At 38.4% G+C, this 15,029-nt stretch carries 8 protein-coding genes; 5 read left to right on the top strand and 3 right to left on the bottom strand.

Features of this window, described 5'->3' with window-relative positions; genetic code table 11:
- Nucleotides 1-374: 374 nt before the first annotated feature.
- Nucleotides 375-1,787, bottom strand: a complete 1,413-nt coding sequence (locus tag GQ598_RS01650; RefSeq protein WP_160402057.1) for an FAD-dependent oxidoreductase — start codon at nucleotides 1,785-1,787, stop codon at nucleotides 375-377.
- Between the two features lie 13 nt (nucleotides 1,788-1,800).
- The gene (gene gltB, locus GQ598_RS01645; protein WP_160402056.1) at nucleotides 1,801-6,258 is read right to left on the bottom strand and encodes a glutamate synthase large subunit; all 4,458 of its coding nucleotides are present in this window, start codon (nucleotides 6,256-6,258) and stop codon (nucleotides 1,801-1,803) included.
- A 378-nt stretch (nucleotides 6,259-6,636) separates the two neighbouring features.
- Here gltB and GQ598_RS01640 point away from each other — a divergent pair, with 378 nt between their 5' ends.
- Nucleotides 6,637-7,818, top strand: a complete 1,182-nt coding sequence (locus tag GQ598_RS01640) for an NAD(P)/FAD-dependent oxidoreductase (RefSeq protein WP_160402055.1) — start codon at nucleotides 6,637-6,639, stop codon at nucleotides 7,816-7,818.
- A 19-nt stretch (nucleotides 7,819-7,837) separates the two neighbouring features.
- Here GQ598_RS01640 and GQ598_RS01635 read toward each other — a convergent pair whose 3' ends face one another.
- Nucleotides 7,838-9,277, bottom strand: coding sequence for a sigma 54-interacting transcriptional regulator (locus GQ598_RS01635; protein WP_160402064.1), 1,440 nt, complete (start codon nucleotides 9,275-9,277; stop codon nucleotides 7,838-7,840).
- A gap of 257 nt (nucleotides 9,278-9,534) precedes the next feature.
- Here GQ598_RS01635 and lysA point away from each other — a divergent pair, with 257 nt between their 5' ends.
- From lysA to GQ598_RS01615, 4 genes are read left to right on the top strand one after another with little or no spacing between them, the layout of a single operon-like run.
- Nucleotides 9,535-10,932, top strand: coding sequence for a diaminopimelate decarboxylase (gene lysA, locus GQ598_RS01630; protein ID WP_160402054.1), 1,398 nt, complete (start codon nucleotides 9,535-9,537; stop codon nucleotides 10,930-10,932).
- 52 nt (nucleotides 10,933-10,984) lie between these two features.
- Complete coding sequence (locus GQ598_RS01625; RefSeq protein WP_160402053.1) at nucleotides 10,985-12,391, top strand: APC family permease; 1,407 nt, start codon at nucleotides 10,985-10,987, stop codon at nucleotides 12,389-12,391.
- Between the two features lie 25 nt (nucleotides 12,392-12,416).
- Complete coding sequence (locus GQ598_RS01620) at nucleotides 12,417-13,523, top strand: alanine/ornithine racemase family PLP-dependent enzyme (protein WP_160402052.1); 1,107 nt, start codon at nucleotides 12,417-12,419, stop codon at nucleotides 13,521-13,523.
- Nucleotides 13,524-13,576: 53 nt separating this feature from the next.
- Nucleotides 13,577-14,971, top strand: a complete 1,395-nt coding sequence (locus tag GQ598_RS01615; RefSeq protein ID WP_160402051.1) for an amino acid permease — start codon at nucleotides 13,577-13,579, stop codon at nucleotides 14,969-14,971.
- Nucleotides 14,972-15,029: the final 58 nt, after the last annotated feature.

Raw genomic sequence — 15,029 nt, 5'->3', positions numbered from 1 at the left:
TATATTTTTTTGCCATAATTTTGTTCCCAAAAGTAGATTTAAACAATCCAACTTTTGGGGGGCAGTTCATTCGCTTTAATTCCCTTAGCTCGGACGTGGTCACAATAGCTATTTTGTTCACTATAGGTCAAAACGTCCGAAACCACTGCACCTAATTCATTCTATGCACCAGAACAAAAAAGACCTAATTTTCCGCCAAAAATCGGTCAGAAAAGGTATTGATTTTATTAAAGTTTTTTTCTGGCTGTTTTTTAACAAAAACTGCCTTACAAAAACACAACAATCCTTCCCAAAAACCCAATTAAAAAGCCCGCTTATAAAAAGCGGGCTTATACTAATATCTAATTTAATTTTAATTTAAACTACAACAACCTTCAAACTTCCAAATAATTCAAAATACCCTCAGCCGCTTTGCGCCCTTCATTAATCGCCGTTACCACTAAATCCGACCCCCGAACGGCATCGCCACCGGCAAAGATTTTAGCATTACTCGTTTGGTAACCGTTAGCTTCTGGCGCAATGATTCGACCTTGTGCGTCAAAATCAACCCCTTGTTCTTCCAACCACGGCATAGCATGTGGCTTAAATCCAAATGCCATTACCACTGCATCGGCAGGTAGGACAAATTCTGAACCTTCAATCATGACTGGTGAACGTCGACCTTTTGCGTCCGGTTCGCCAAGCTCGGTGCGAACCATTTTTACACCTGTCACTTGCCCTGCGCTGTTAATTTCAATGCTTAGTGGTTGTACATTAAATTGAAACTGTGCACCTTCTTCTTTAGCGTTTTTAACTTCTCGCTTTGAGCCCGGCATGTTGGCTTCGTCTCGGCGATAGGCACAAGTGACTTCGGTAGCACCTTGGCGAATTGAGGTTCGTACACAGTCCATTGCAGTATCACCACCACCAAGCACAACCACACGTTTATTTTTCATGTCAATGTAAGGTGCATCTTGGGTTTGTTGATGTTGCATGAGGTGTTTGGTATTGGCAATTAAAAATGGCAGTGCGTCGTAAACACCATTAGCATCTTCGTTTTCAAGTCCTGCTCGCATTGATTGATAAGTACCTGCACCAACAAATACGGCATCAAATTCATTGATTAAGTCGGCTAGTTGCACCGTTTTGCCCACTTCGGTATTTAGTCTGAATTCAATGCCCATTTCGGTAAATATGCGGCGTCGGTTAATGAGTACTTCTTTGTCTAATTTGAAAGCAGGGATACCAAATGTTAGTAATCCGCCAATTTCAGGGTGACGGTCAAACACCACCGGTGTTACACCATTGCGCACTAAGACATCAGCACATGCAAGGCCTGCCGGGCCTGCACCAATAATGGCGACTTTTAGCCCTGTTTGTTCAACATTCGATAGGTTGGGTTTCCACCCCATTTTAAAGGCTTCATCAGTAATATAACGTTCAATATTTCCAATGGTAACCGCACCAAATTCAGCATTTAAGGTGCAAGAGCCTTCACAAAGGCGATCTTGTGGACAGACTCGACCACAAACTTCCGGCAGGCTGTTGGTTTGGTGTGAGAGTTCTACCGCTTCTAGAATTTTACCTTCGTTAACCAGTTTTAACCAATTGGGAATATAGTTATGTACAGGGCAGCGCCATTCACAATAAGGATTACCACAAGCCAGACAGCGATCGGCTTGTGCTTGTGATTGCGAGGCAGAAAAGCCTTCGTAAATTTCAACAAATTCAATTTTGCGGATGTTTAACGATTTTTTAGGCGGATCAACACGTTGTAAATCGATAAATTGATAAACATTTTGACTCATTTTCGTGTTCTCCTTACTGTGCTTGAACGCGCAGTTCTGCCGATGATCGACTGCGGTGTCCAAGTAGTGCTTTGACATCACTGGATTTTGGTTTGACTAGGACAAATTGTTTGGCAAAATCGTCCCAATTAGCCAAAATATTTTCGGCTCGTGATGAGTGGGTTAGTTGAGCATGTTCCATAATTAAACCGCGAAGGTGTTCTTCGTGAATGGCGTAATTTGCGACGTTTAGCATTTCGACCAGCTCTTTGTTGATGCGTTTGTGTAGTTCGCCATCTTCATCTAAGATATAAGCAAACCCACCGGTCATACCCGCACCGAAGTTGACCCCTGTTTTTCCTAGTATACAAACAATACCGCCTGTCATATATTCACATCCATTATCACCAATGCCTTCAACAACGCTGATGGCGCCGGAATTACGTACGGCAAATCGTTCACCTGCTCGTCCTGCGGCAAATAATTTGCCACCTGTTGCGCCATATAAGCAGGTATTACCCGCGATGGTCGCTTCATGACTTAAAAATGCCGAGCCTTGCGGTGGGCGAATGACAATGCGTCCACCTGCCATGCCTTTACCAACATAGTCGTTGGCATCGCCAGTTAGGGTTAGATCTACACCACCAGCATTCCATACACCAAAACTTTGCCCCGCCGTGCCGTTGAAATTTAGCGAGATCGGATCGGTGACTAAGCCTTGATCGCCATATTTTTGGGCAATATAGCCTGATAGGCTTGTGCCAACCGAGCGATCGGTGTTTTGAATGTCAAAATAGAAGCTTTTGCTTTGACGGTTATCAACAAATTGTTGTGCTTGCGTGATGATCTCTTTATTGAGTACCCCTTTATCAAAAGGTTTGTTATCTTCTATGCAGTAAACCGGTTTACCTTCGAGTGGAGTGGCTGTTTTTAGCAGTCCAGATAGATCTAGTTTTTGTTGTTTCGCTGTGATGCCATCGAGTTCTAATAATAAATCAGTCCGTCCGATTAAATCGACAATCCGACTTACGCCTAGTTCTGCCATCACTTCTCGTGTATTACGTGCAATAAAGCGGAAGTAGTTCATGGCTTTTTCAGGCAGGCCATGATAGTGCTCGCTACGTAATTTTTCATCTTGTGTTGCAACACCTGTTGCACAGTTATTAAGGTGACAAATACGCAGATATTTACAACCCAAGGCGACCATTGGACCAGTTCCAAATCCGAAGCTTTCTGCCCCTAAAATGGCAGCTTTGACAATATCGGTACCGGTTTTTAATCCACCGTCAACTTGTAGACGGATTTTGTGGCGTAATCCATTGGCGACTAAGGATTGTTGTGTTTCAACCAGACCAAGTTCCCAAGGTGAGCCGGCATATTTGACCGATGTTAATGGGCTAGCTCCGGTTCCCCCGTCATAACCAGAAATGGTGATGAGGTCAGCATAAGCTTTAGCAACACCAGTTGCAATGGTTCCAACGCCCGGTTCAGATACTAATTTGACCGAAATCATTGCGTTAGGGTTAATCTGTTTAAGGTCAAAAATAAGTTGTGCCAAGTCCTCAATTGAATAGATGTCGTGATGAGGCGGTGGCGAAATCAATGTGACACCGGGTACCGAAAAACGTAATTTTGCTATATACGGTGTGACTTTATCACCAGGTAGCTGACCACCTTCACCTGGTTTTGCTCCTTGTGCGACTTTAATTTGGATAACATCAGCACTCATTAAGTAACTTGGCGTTACGCCAAAACGGCCTGATGCAACTTGTTTTATGCGCGAGACTTTTATGGTGTTGTAGCGTGCCGGATCTTCACCACCTTCACCTGAATTGGAGAAACCACCGAGTGTATTCATGGCTTCGGCAAGCGATTCGTGCGCTTCAGGGCTTAGCGCACCAATTGACATGGCGGCTGAGTCAAAGCGTTTGAATAGTGATTCTTCAGGTTCGACTTGTTCCAGTGGAATAGCTGCATCTTTAGGTGGATTGAGCTTTAATAAATCACGTAATGTGGTAATAGGGCGATGATTGACGATATCAGTATAACGTTTGTAATCGTCATAATTGCCATTATTGACCGCTTTTTGTAGTGACTGCACCACATCAGGATTATAGGCATGATATTCGCCACCATGAACAAATTTAAGTAGTCCACCTTGTTCTAATGGTTTTCTTTTTAACCATGCACTTTTCGATAAGTTAAATTGGTCTTGCGTAAAATCATCAAAATTAGCGCCACTAATACGGCTAGTGACACCTTGGAAACAAAGCTCAACCACATCCTTATGTAATCCAACCGCTTCAAACAGTTTTGAGCAGCGGTAAGAGGCAACGGTTGATATCCCCATTTTAGACATGATTTTGTATAGGCCTTTGTTGATCCCATTGCGGTAATTAAGAATTGCTTCGCGATAAGATTTATTTATTGTGCCATTATCGACCATTTGACCTAAGGTTTCATAGGCTAAGTAAGGGTAAATTGCTGTTGCTCCAAAACCAAGCAGTACTGCAAATTGATGTGGATCACGGCAACTTGCTGTTTCAACAATGATATTGGCATCACAACGTAAATTCTTTTCAACTAAGCGCTGTTGTACAGCACCAACCGCCATTGGTGCCGGAATTGGTAAGCGATCGGCCGCGATGTTTTTATCTGATAAAATCAGTAAGACTGTGCCATTACGCACTTTTGCTTCGGCATCACCACATAATTGTTCAATGGCATCACGTAAGCTGCCATCAATGTCATAAGTGATGTCTAATGTTTCTGATTTGTAGTAACGCGACTCTAACGCGGTTAATTGTTGTAAATCAGAATAAACTAAAACGGGATATTTAAATGCCACGCGATGCGCTTGACCTTCTGCTTCGGCAAATACGTTCATTTCTCGACCGATGCTGGTTGAAAGCGACATAACATGTGCTTCACGTAGTGGATCGATAGGTGGATTTGTGACCTGTGCAAATTTTTGGCGGAAATAGTCATAAATTAAACGAGGTCTACTTGATAATACGGCAAACGGCGTATCATCACCCATTGAGCCCGTGGCTTCTTGGCCATTTTCACCGAGTACACGAATGCATTGGTCAAGCTCTTCAGCGCTATAACCAAACTGTTTTTGATAAGTGGCAAGTAACGTATCGTCGTAATTACGTGAACCAATGTTATCATCAGGTAGGTTTTCAAATGGTATTAGCTGTTTAACATTTTTTGCCATCCATTCTTTATAAGGATGACGTTTTTGTAAATCGTTATCTGTTTCAGACGATTGTAATATGCGACCTTCTTCGGTATCGATAACTAATAATTCACCCGGACCAACACGGCCTTTAGTGACAACTTCATCAGGTTGGTAGTCCCAGATACCAATTTCAGAGGCACAGGTAATAAGTTTGTCTGTCGTTATTACATAACGGGCAGGACGTAATCCATTACGGTCTAAATTACATGCCGCATAACGTCCGTCCGACATGACAATACCCGCAGGCCCATCCCAAGGCTCCATATGCATTGAGTTGAAATCGAAAAAGGCACGCAGGTCTTCGTTCATGTCAGGGTTATTTTGCCAAGCAGGAGGTACAAGCAGGCGCATAGCTCGTACAATATCCATCCCCCCAACAAGGAATAGCTCTAGCATGTTATCTAAGGAACTCGAATCAGATCCGGTGACATTAACAAACGGTGCGGCATCTTGTAAGTCAGGAATGAGTGGCGTTTTAAATTTGTATGAGCGCGCTTTTGCCCATTGGCGGTTACCTTCGATGGTATTGATTTCACCATTATGCGCCAGATGGCGAAAAGGTTGCGCTAATGGCCAACGTGGCACGGTATTAGTTGAAAACCGTTGATGGAATAGACAAATAGCCGTTTCCATGCGGATATCGGCCAAATCTAAATAGAATCGAGGTAAATCTTTAGGCATACATAAGCCTTTATAGATATTGACCTGATTGGAGAAGCTGCAAACGTAAAATGTGTCGTCTTTCACCCGTTTTTCAATTCGACGACGTACCATATATAAACGACGCTCTAAATCGATTTTTGTCCAACCGGCTGGGGCGTTGACAAACACTTGTTCTATTTTGGGTAGTGATGATAATGCTATTTCACCCAGTACGCTTTTATCAATCGGTACTTCGCGCCAACCTAGAATAGATAAGGTTTCTTCAGCTAATTCCTCTTCAACAATCTCGCGGCTTGCTTGTGCTTCTTTTTCGTCTTGGCTTAAAAACAGCATACCAACGGCGTAATTGGTCGCTAATCGCCAACCTGCATCTTGTGCTACTAATCTAAAAAAACGGTCAGGTTTTTGTAATAAAAGACCGCAACCATCGCCTGTTTTTCCATCAGATAAAATGGCGCCACGGTGTTGCATTCTGGCTAAACCGTGAATTGCTGTACGCACCACTTTATGACTTGGTTGCCCTTCAATGTGAGCAATTAGCCCAAATCCGCAGTTATCTTTTTCATGATGCTGGTTATATAACATATCATTGCCTCTAGTTCATCGCTTTTATAATTTGAGAAGGTATAGGCATTAATCCCATATTGGCTATGAAATTAAAGAAAAATCGTATTTTGGTCAAATAAATATTACTTATAAGTCAATCTTTTAATAACTGTCATTGACGTTATTAATAAAGCTAATAATGGTAATTATTGCTATGATTTTTAATGGTTTTATAAGTTAACACTAGATTCTGGTAATTTGGGCGGATATTTTGGATATAAGTTCTTTTTCTTTTTTGTTAAAAAGTTTCATTAAAATGTTTATTTTAGTATAAAACATATTGCAAAATTCAATGGCTATTAGTAGTGGTTGTATACTGTTATAATTTATTATCTTTCAATTTTTAATATCTCAATTATGCAAACGAAAATTACAATTGTAGGCGCTGGCGCTGCAGGGCTTTTTTGTGCCAGCTTGCTGGGGCAAAAGGGCTATGATGTTACTGTGATTGATAATGGTAAAAAGGTAGGACGCAAAATTTTAATGTCTGGCGGAGGTAAATGTAATTTTACTAACTTGAATATTGAGGCTAAGCATTATTTGTCCCAAAATCCGCATTTTTGTAAATCGGCATTAAAACGTTATACGCAGTGGGATTTTATTCATTTGGTTAATCAATATCATATCGCTTATCACGAAAAAGATCATGGGCAGTTGTTTTGTGATGATTCAGCTCAACTGATTGTGAATATGTTAGTTAAAGAGTGTCAAAAAGGTGGTGTGAGTTTTATGTTGCAAACGCAACTTAATGATATTGAATCTAATACTGAGAAATTTAAATTACATACTTCAAAAGGTGTGATTGAGAGTGATAAAGTTATTATTGCAACAGGTGGGTTATCTATGCCTGCGTTGGGTATGACGTCGATAGGATATAAAATTGCCGAAAAATTTGATCTGCCGGTTGTTCCTGTAAAGGCTGGCTTAGTGCCTTTTACACTGCATAAACCTTTGTTAGAGGTGCTGTCAACGCTGTCTGGTATTTCGGTGCCAGTTGAAGTGTCGAACTCAAAAATTTGTTTTAAAGATAATCTGTTATTTACTCATCGGGGATTATCAGGTCCTGCCATTTTGCAAATTTCAAGCTATTGGCAAACTGGTGAAGCAATTAAGATTAATTTGTTACCTGATAGGCAATTCGAAACGGAATTTAAACCATTACTTGAAGCAAATCGTAATCAAAATATAAAAAATTGTTTAGCGCAGATTTTACCTAAAAGACTCATTGAAGCATTAATACAATTAAATTTAGTGTCTGATTTAATGGTGAAGCAACTTACTCCTAAACAGCAACAAAATCTTTATGATACCTTGACGCAATGGTCCATTGTCCCTAATGGTACGGAAGGGTATCGTACTGCCGAGGTAACATTAGGTGGGGTAAGTACTGATGCGTTATCATCAAAAACTATGGAGGCAAAAAAGCAACCCAATCTTTATTTTATTGGTGAAGTTGTTGATGTGTCAGGTTGGCTAGGAGGGTATAATTTTCAATGGGCTTGGAGTAGTGCTTTCGCTTGTGCTCAAGCGTTTGATTGATTGTTTTGGGGGGATTAGATTAATCATTAATTACCCCCATTTGTATATGATATTTTTTGACTTTATATTGTAAAGTTGTGCGTGAAATATTTAATATTTTTGCCGCTGTGATAATTTTACCATTGGCTTGATTTAAGGCATCAATGATAAGTTGTCGTTCATAGTTTTCTACTTGTTGGGTTAAGTTTTTTCCGTGTTGTGATCTGTTTGGTGTTGTTTGGTCTGGTTTACTGCTGTTCTCGTCCTGATAAAATGAACTATTGAGATCAAATAGCTCGTCATCAAGTGTGATATGCTGTAATTCACCGGGTTCGCTTTGTAATACCATACTTCTGACTATTGCATTTTCAAGCATCCGGACATTGCCAGGCCAAGGAGCTGATATTAATTGTTGTAGCGCATGTTCACTGATACCGCTGATGATGATATTTATATCGTTTTTATGTTTATCAATAAAATAGCGAGCTAAAACAGGGATGTCTTCTGTTCTGTCGCGTAAAGCTGGGAGCTTTATTAAGCCAACGTTTAATCGATAAAATAGGTCGTTCCTCATTTTTCCTGTTTTTAGTAATTCTGTTGGTGATTCGTTCATCGCTGCGACAATACGAACATCAGAATACATTTCTTTATTACCACCTAGTGGCCAATAGGTTTTTTCCTGTAAGAATCGTAATAATTTGCTTTGCATATCTAAAGGCATGGCATTTAATTCATCAAGAAATAAGGTACCACCATTGGCAAGTTCTAAATAACCTTGTCGAGTTTCTGCACCCGTGAATGCGCCTTTTACTGTACCAAATAATGTGCTCTCAATTAGTGTTGTCGGCAATGCGCTACAATTAAGGGATATGAAAGGTTTTTGTCGGCGTTGGCTTGTTTGGTGTATTAAACGGGCAAATAGCTCTTTACCTGTACCTGTTTCGCCAACAATTAATACAGGAACATCATTTGCTCCTAACACATTGGTTTGGTCGATAACCTGTTGCATTTTTTGTGAAACAAAAACAATTTCGGGTAATGGCTGTTCTTTGTTTTGGTATAACTTGCTATTTAAGGTAAATACTTGATCTTGTAATTGCCTTACAGTAGATAAATTTCGTCCTATTTCTATTGCGCCGATAATTTCTTTATTTGTGTTATAAAGTGGCACTGTTGTGTGCATGTAATCAACAAGTTTGCCGACATGATTGTAATAGCTTTGGTAATTATCTTGATATTCTTTGCCTTGTTGTAGAGCTTGCAGCATGGTGCTGTCTTCTTTTCTCATCTTTGGATAAACTTTGAGTATGGGTTTACCAATAGCTTGCTCCATCGGATAACCATCTAGTTCTGCACTTTCTTGATTATAATAAATATATTTTCCTTCCTTATTGATAATGGCTATTGGTTGATGGATTAGATCAAAAAAATGTTTAAATATATCTAGCGATTGTAATAATTCAGGATCGATTGTCATGATATTAGTGCCTTTTAATTTTGAATTATTTTTTAGATCTTGCTTAGGTTAATTTAAATCCTTTTCAACTCTCACTGGAATGACGGATTTTTGTCATAAAGATATATTTTACACTATATGACTAATTTTGTTTATGACGATTGTTTTTTAACTTAATGATTATTATTGTTTTTTTATTTGGCATACTGATTGCATTACAGGTGAGAAGCCATTTTTCTTATTCATTATGTTCTTTTATGTATTAATTAACTGGAGGTCATATGTCTGACGCAATTATGTCAAATTATAACAAAATACGTACAGATCTTGTAACTAAAGATCGTCGTTTTAGTGCTGAAAGTGGCAAACTATGTTTTGATGGTATTAATTTAGAAAAGTTAGCCGAAAAATATCCAACCCCTTTTTATGTGTTTTCTGAAAAGGAAATTGATCGTAATGTGCAAGAAATCAAAAATGCATTTAAAGCGCATCCAAATACAAAAATTTTCTATGCGTCAAAAACCTGTTCTGTAATGGGCGTGCTTAAAGCGATTAAAGATGCCGGTATTTACGCAGAAGCCAACTCAATGTTTGAAGTGCGTAAATGTTTAGAAATCGGTTTTCCTGGTAGCCAAATTGTTTTCAATGGTGTTGTTAAAAAACCTGTGGATTTAGAATTTGCTATTCAAAATGATCTTTATATTATCAACGTAGATAGTTTATATGAACTTGATATTATTGATGAAATATCAAAACGTTTGAAAAAAGTAGCAAATGTTTGTGTGCGTGTTGAGCCAAATGTTCCATCAGCAACTCACGCAGAATTGGTAACGGCTTATCATGCTAAATCAGGTATTGATTTAGAACAAGCAGAAGAGACATGTCGTCATATTTTGGCAATGCCATATGTTCATTTACGTGGTTTACATATGCATGTTGGTGATCAGGTGCCTGAAGCAGAGCCTTTTGCTAAAGCAACGAAGGTTTTAGTTGATGAATCACGTCGCTTAGAAGAAGTGCTTGGTATTAAATTTGATTTAATCAATGTAGGCGGGGGAATTCCTGTTCCATATAAATATGACGAAGAAAATGGTAATCCATTAGAAGATAATATGTATGCAGGCATTACTGCACAAGATTTTGCTGATGCCGTTATTAGTGAAGTACACAAATGGCGCACTGATGTTGAAATCTGTATTGAGCCAGGTCGTAAAGTAACTGGTTCAGCAGGTGTGCTTGTAACTGAAATTGCCTGTGAAAAACGTAAAACTAATTATGATTTAGACGGTAACATTGAAGAACATGTTGAGTGGAAATTTGTTGATGCAGGTTATAGTGTTTTATCTGATAGTCAACATTTTGATTGGTTCTTCTATGTTTATAATGCTTCAAAAATCAATGAAACACACGATGAATACATCAAATTGGCAGGTCCTTTATGTGATGGGGGTGACTACTTCCATGTCGGTGTTAAAGGTGAAGAATTCTTAATGCCGAAAGATACTCAAATCGGCGATATTGTTGCTTTCCTTGATGCTGGCGCTTATACCATCGAAAGCCAAACTGTTTATAACAATCGTCCTCGTACCGCTGTTGTAATGATAGATAAAGAGGGTAAAGATCGATTGATTCGCCGTGAGGACACTTACGAAGATATGGTTGGGTACGACATCTATTAATCATCAATATCTGGGGCATTTTATGCTCCAGATATTATAAAGTGAGGTTATTATGAGTGATTCTAAAGATTCAAGTTTACTGGGTATTAAAGACATTGTGTTTATGAATGTCATTGCAATACTGAGTTTACGCCAAATTCCGAATGTTGCTCCTTATGGTGCGTCAGCAATGGTACTTTGGTTACTTGCCGCATTTTGTTTATTCTTTCCATTAGCGATGGTGTGTGGTGAACTTTCAACCGGTTGGCCAAAAGATGGTGGAATTTTTGTGTGGGTAAAAGAAGCATTTGGTAAACGTATTGGTTGGATTGTTGTTGTTTGCTTTTTGTTTTCTTGTGTGCTTTTCTTCCCATTAATGTTGCAATTTGGTTTTACCGCAATAGGGTATATGTTTAGTGCTGATTTAGCTCAAAACCAAGTATTTATTGGTGTTGGTTCTATGGTTGTCTTTTGGATTTTGACACTAATGAATATTAGGGGAATGCAATGGACTAAAATTATCAATAGTGTTAGTGCATGGCTTGGTGTATTTATTCCTGCTGCTATTCTTATTGTTTTAGCTATTGTATGGTTATTAATGGGGCATCCAATGGCAACGAGCTATAGCCATGTTAGTGATTGGATTCCTGATTTAAGTAGTTGGGATACTATCGTATTTTTATCTAGCATGATGTTTGCGTTCGCAGGTCTTGAAGTGGCGCCAATGATTGCCGGACGGACTCGTGATCCTCAGCGTGATTTTCCAAAAGCAATGTTGGTTTCAGCTGTTGTCATTGTTGGTATTTATATGGTGGGTTCATGGGCAATTAATACGTTGTTACCTGCAGAAGATACCGATATTGTTGCGGGTGTTATGCAGGCGATGGAAGCTGCTGCCAATGAATTACATATGCCTTGGTTATTACCTGTTATGGCAATTTGTTTATTCTTTGGTGCATTAGGACAAATTAACTCATGGTTAGTAGGCCCTATTTATATGTTACAAGAAGCATCAAAAGAAGATAATTTGCTTGGTGAACGTATCGGTCGCTTGCATCCTGTGTATAAAACACCTGCTTTTGCTTTAATTATTCAAGCAATTATTGTGACTGTGCTTTGTTTTTCAACGTTTGTGTCACCAAGTATTGCTGCGGCATATTGGATGTTAACAGCACTTACAACAATTTGTTATTTTATTCCGTATTTAGTGATGTTTATTGCGTATTATCGTTTACGATTTACTCAAACTGATGTACCGCGTAGCTTTAAAATTCCAGGTAAGGTTATGCCGATTGTTTTACCTGCATTAGGGTTTTTATCAACGCTATTTGCTGTAATTTTGGTCTTTATTCCACCAGCCCAAATTGATATGGGGGGATATGTTGAGTATATTGCCAAAATAGTAGGTGGTGCTGTGCTTGCTATTGGTTTAGCTGAGTGGATTTACTATCGAGCACAAAAGCGTAACCGTTTGCAGTAGTAACAATATATAGAGGAGTAAGTGTATGTACAAACCTATATTAGAAATTGATTTGCGCAAATTAAGAAATAATGCTCGTGTTGAAAAAGAGTTATTAGCTAAACACGGTATTGAAGTGATGGCTGTTAATAAAGTTTTTGATGGCTGCATAGAAACCGCCAAAGCTGTACTTGACGGCGGTATTGATGTGATTGCCGAGTCAAGAACTTACAATTTAAAAAAATTGAAAGAAGCTTTAAATTGTAAAACATGCTTATTGCGTAGTCCTTGTTTAAGTGAAATTAGTGATGTGGTTAAATATGCTGATATTAGCCTAAATAGCGAAAAACAAGTTATTCAAGCTCTTTCTGATGAAGCAGTTAAGCAACAAAAAATTCATCAAGTTTTATTGATGGTAGATATGGGGGATTTACGAGAAGGTATTTGGTTTGAACATATTGATGAAATTATTGATATGGTTAAATTAATTCTTTCTTTACCGGGTGTTGAGCTCTATGGGCTTGGCACCAATTTTAACTGTTATGGTACCGTTTTACCAACAGTAAAAAATGGAGTAGACTTTTTACATATTGCGCGTAAAGTAGAAGAGTCTTGTAATATTAAAATTAAATATTTATCAGCTGGTAATTGTACAAGCTACCATCTATTAGATAAAGGTATTTGGCCAGAAGGGTTGAATCACTTAAGAATAGGTGGTTTGCATGAGTTTGGTATTGAGTATGTAGATATGAAATATCTGGATGAATTTCATCATTCAAACAAGCCTGTTGATAAAGCGTGTAGTAATTTGTATAAATTATATGCGCAAGTTATTGAAGTTAATAGCAAGCCAACGGTTCCTGTTGGTGAATTAGGTGTAGATGCATTTTTAAACAGTAAAACGTTTGTTGATAACGGTACACGCAAACGAGCACTTCTTGCGTTTGGACGGCAAGATGTACCTGCGGAAAGCTGCGTGCCTATCAATAATAAGATTACTGTTTTAGGGCAAACGAGCGATCATACTATTGTTGATATTGACGATGTTTCTGCAACATTACATATCGGTGATATGATCGGTTTTGAACTTGATTACACCGCTTTACTTATGGCTTGCCAAACAAATGGTGTAGAAAAACGGTTTATTTATTAATTGTGTTAGCTGCTGGACAACCAGCAGTTTTTATTGATTATTAGGCGGTTTACATGACAACATCAGAATCACAAGAAAGCCCTTATCCCAGTAGTTTAAAGAAAAATTTAAAAAATCGTCACCTCTTGATGATTTCTTTAGGTGGTTCGATTGGTACTGGGTTATTTATCGGTATCGCATCTCCACTGAGTACGGTTGGGCCATTAGGAACCATTATCGCCTATTTAATGGCAGGCTGCATAATGCTTTCAACTATGTTATGTTTAGGCGAGCTTTCTTGTGCATTCCCTCATGCAGGCTCTTTTCAACATTATGCGTTAATGTTTATACCCAATCCAATTTGGAGTTATACAATAGGTTGGTTATATTGGTTAAGTTGGGTGCTATCTATGGCTGCCGATTTGACTGCAGCATCAATGATCGCTAACCAAGTTTTTCCTTCCATCCCTATCTATATTTTTAGCCTTTTCATTTTAGTTATTATCACGTCAGTGCATTTAATTTCGGTTCGTGCATTTGGCGAAAGTGAGTATTGCTTTTCAATGATCAAGGTATTTGCGATTATTGCTTTTATTTGTATTGGTGTTTATTTACTTTATCACCAATATACCCAAACACAGGTATTTCCAACATTTAGAACAGAGAGTGGGTGGTTTCCCAATGGTTTTTTTGCAATTTTTGTTTGTATGACTATTGTGACTTACTCATTTCAAGGCATCGAATTAATTGGGAATGCTGCAGGTGAAGCGCAATCTCCTCAATCAGTATTACCTAAAATTATTACTGGCGTTGCTTTTCGTATTATTTTATTTTATGTTTTAGCTATTGCCGTTTTAGCACTTGTTTATCCATACGGAACAGTACATGATGAAATTAGCCCGTTTGTATGGGTATTTAACCAAGCCGGAATTACATTTGCTTCGTATATGATGCTTTTTGTTATTTTTTGTGCAGCTATATCTGCAGCCAACTCAGCAATTTATGCTAGTTCAAGAATGTTATGGTCTATGGCTCAAGATAATTTGGCACCAAAATATTTTTCAGAAGTCAATCAACGAGGTGTGCCTACAAAAGGTATATTATTTATTGCTATTATTGCATTAGTCTCATTGTTTTCTAAGTACATTGCAGCCGAAAAGCTTTATATTTATTTAGTCGCAAGCACTGGCCAAGTTGGGTGTTTTGCGTGGATTATTATTGCTTGGTGCCAGTATCAATTTCGTCATGGGGTGAATAGTGGTAAATATCCTAAAGAGATGATTAAGTTCAAATCACCATTGTTTCCTTGGCTTGCAGTCATTTCTATTATTATGAATATTGTTATTATTATTGGAGTGTGGTTTGGCGAGTCGGGTTACTTTATTTTGTTGTCAGAAGTGGTTTTAGTTATCGCTATTCTTATCTCTTACTTTTTTTATAAAAAGCGAAATCCAATTAAAAGTTATTAATGTAATTGTATGTAATCATTTAGCAATATTATTTAAGTGTGATTACATACAATCAGTT

The sequence above is a fragment of the Gilliamella sp. Pas-s95 genome (assembly GCF_009795795.1).
GTDB classification, from domain to species: domain Bacteria; phylum Pseudomonadota; class Gammaproteobacteria; order Enterobacterales; family Orbaceae; genus Gilliamella; species Gilliamella bombicola.
This window is presented reverse-complemented; position numbering and strand designations above follow the sequence as displayed.

What these genes read in the sequence shown, in the direction of transcription:
- GQ598_RS01625 (WP_160402053.1), top strand. Translation starts at nt 10,985, where the DNA reads ATGAGTGATTCTAAAGATTCAAGTTTACTGGGTATTAAAGACATTGTG.
- GQ598_RS01650 (WP_160402057.1), bottom strand. Translation starts at nt 1,787, where the DNA reads ATGAGTCAAAATGTTTATCAATTTATCGATTTACAACGTGTTGATCCG.
- gltB (WP_160402056.1), bottom strand. Translation starts at nt 6,258, where the DNA reads ATGTTATATAACCAGCATCATGAAAAAGATAACTGCGGATTTGGGCTA.
- GQ598_RS01615 (WP_160402051.1), top strand. Translation starts at nt 13,577, where the DNA reads ATGACAACATCAGAATCACAAGAAAGCCCTTATCCCAGTAGTTTAAAG.
- GQ598_RS01640 (WP_160402055.1), top strand. Translation starts at nt 6,637, where the DNA reads ATGCAAACGAAAATTACAATTGTAGGCGCTGGCGCTGCAGGGCTTTTT.
- GQ598_RS01620 (WP_160402052.1), top strand. Translation starts at nt 12,417, where the DNA reads ATGTACAAACCTATATTAGAAATTGATTTGCGCAAATTAAGAAATAAT.
- lysA (WP_160402054.1), top strand. Translation starts at nt 9,535, where the DNA reads ATGTCTGACGCAATTATGTCAAATTATAACAAAATACGTACAGATCTT.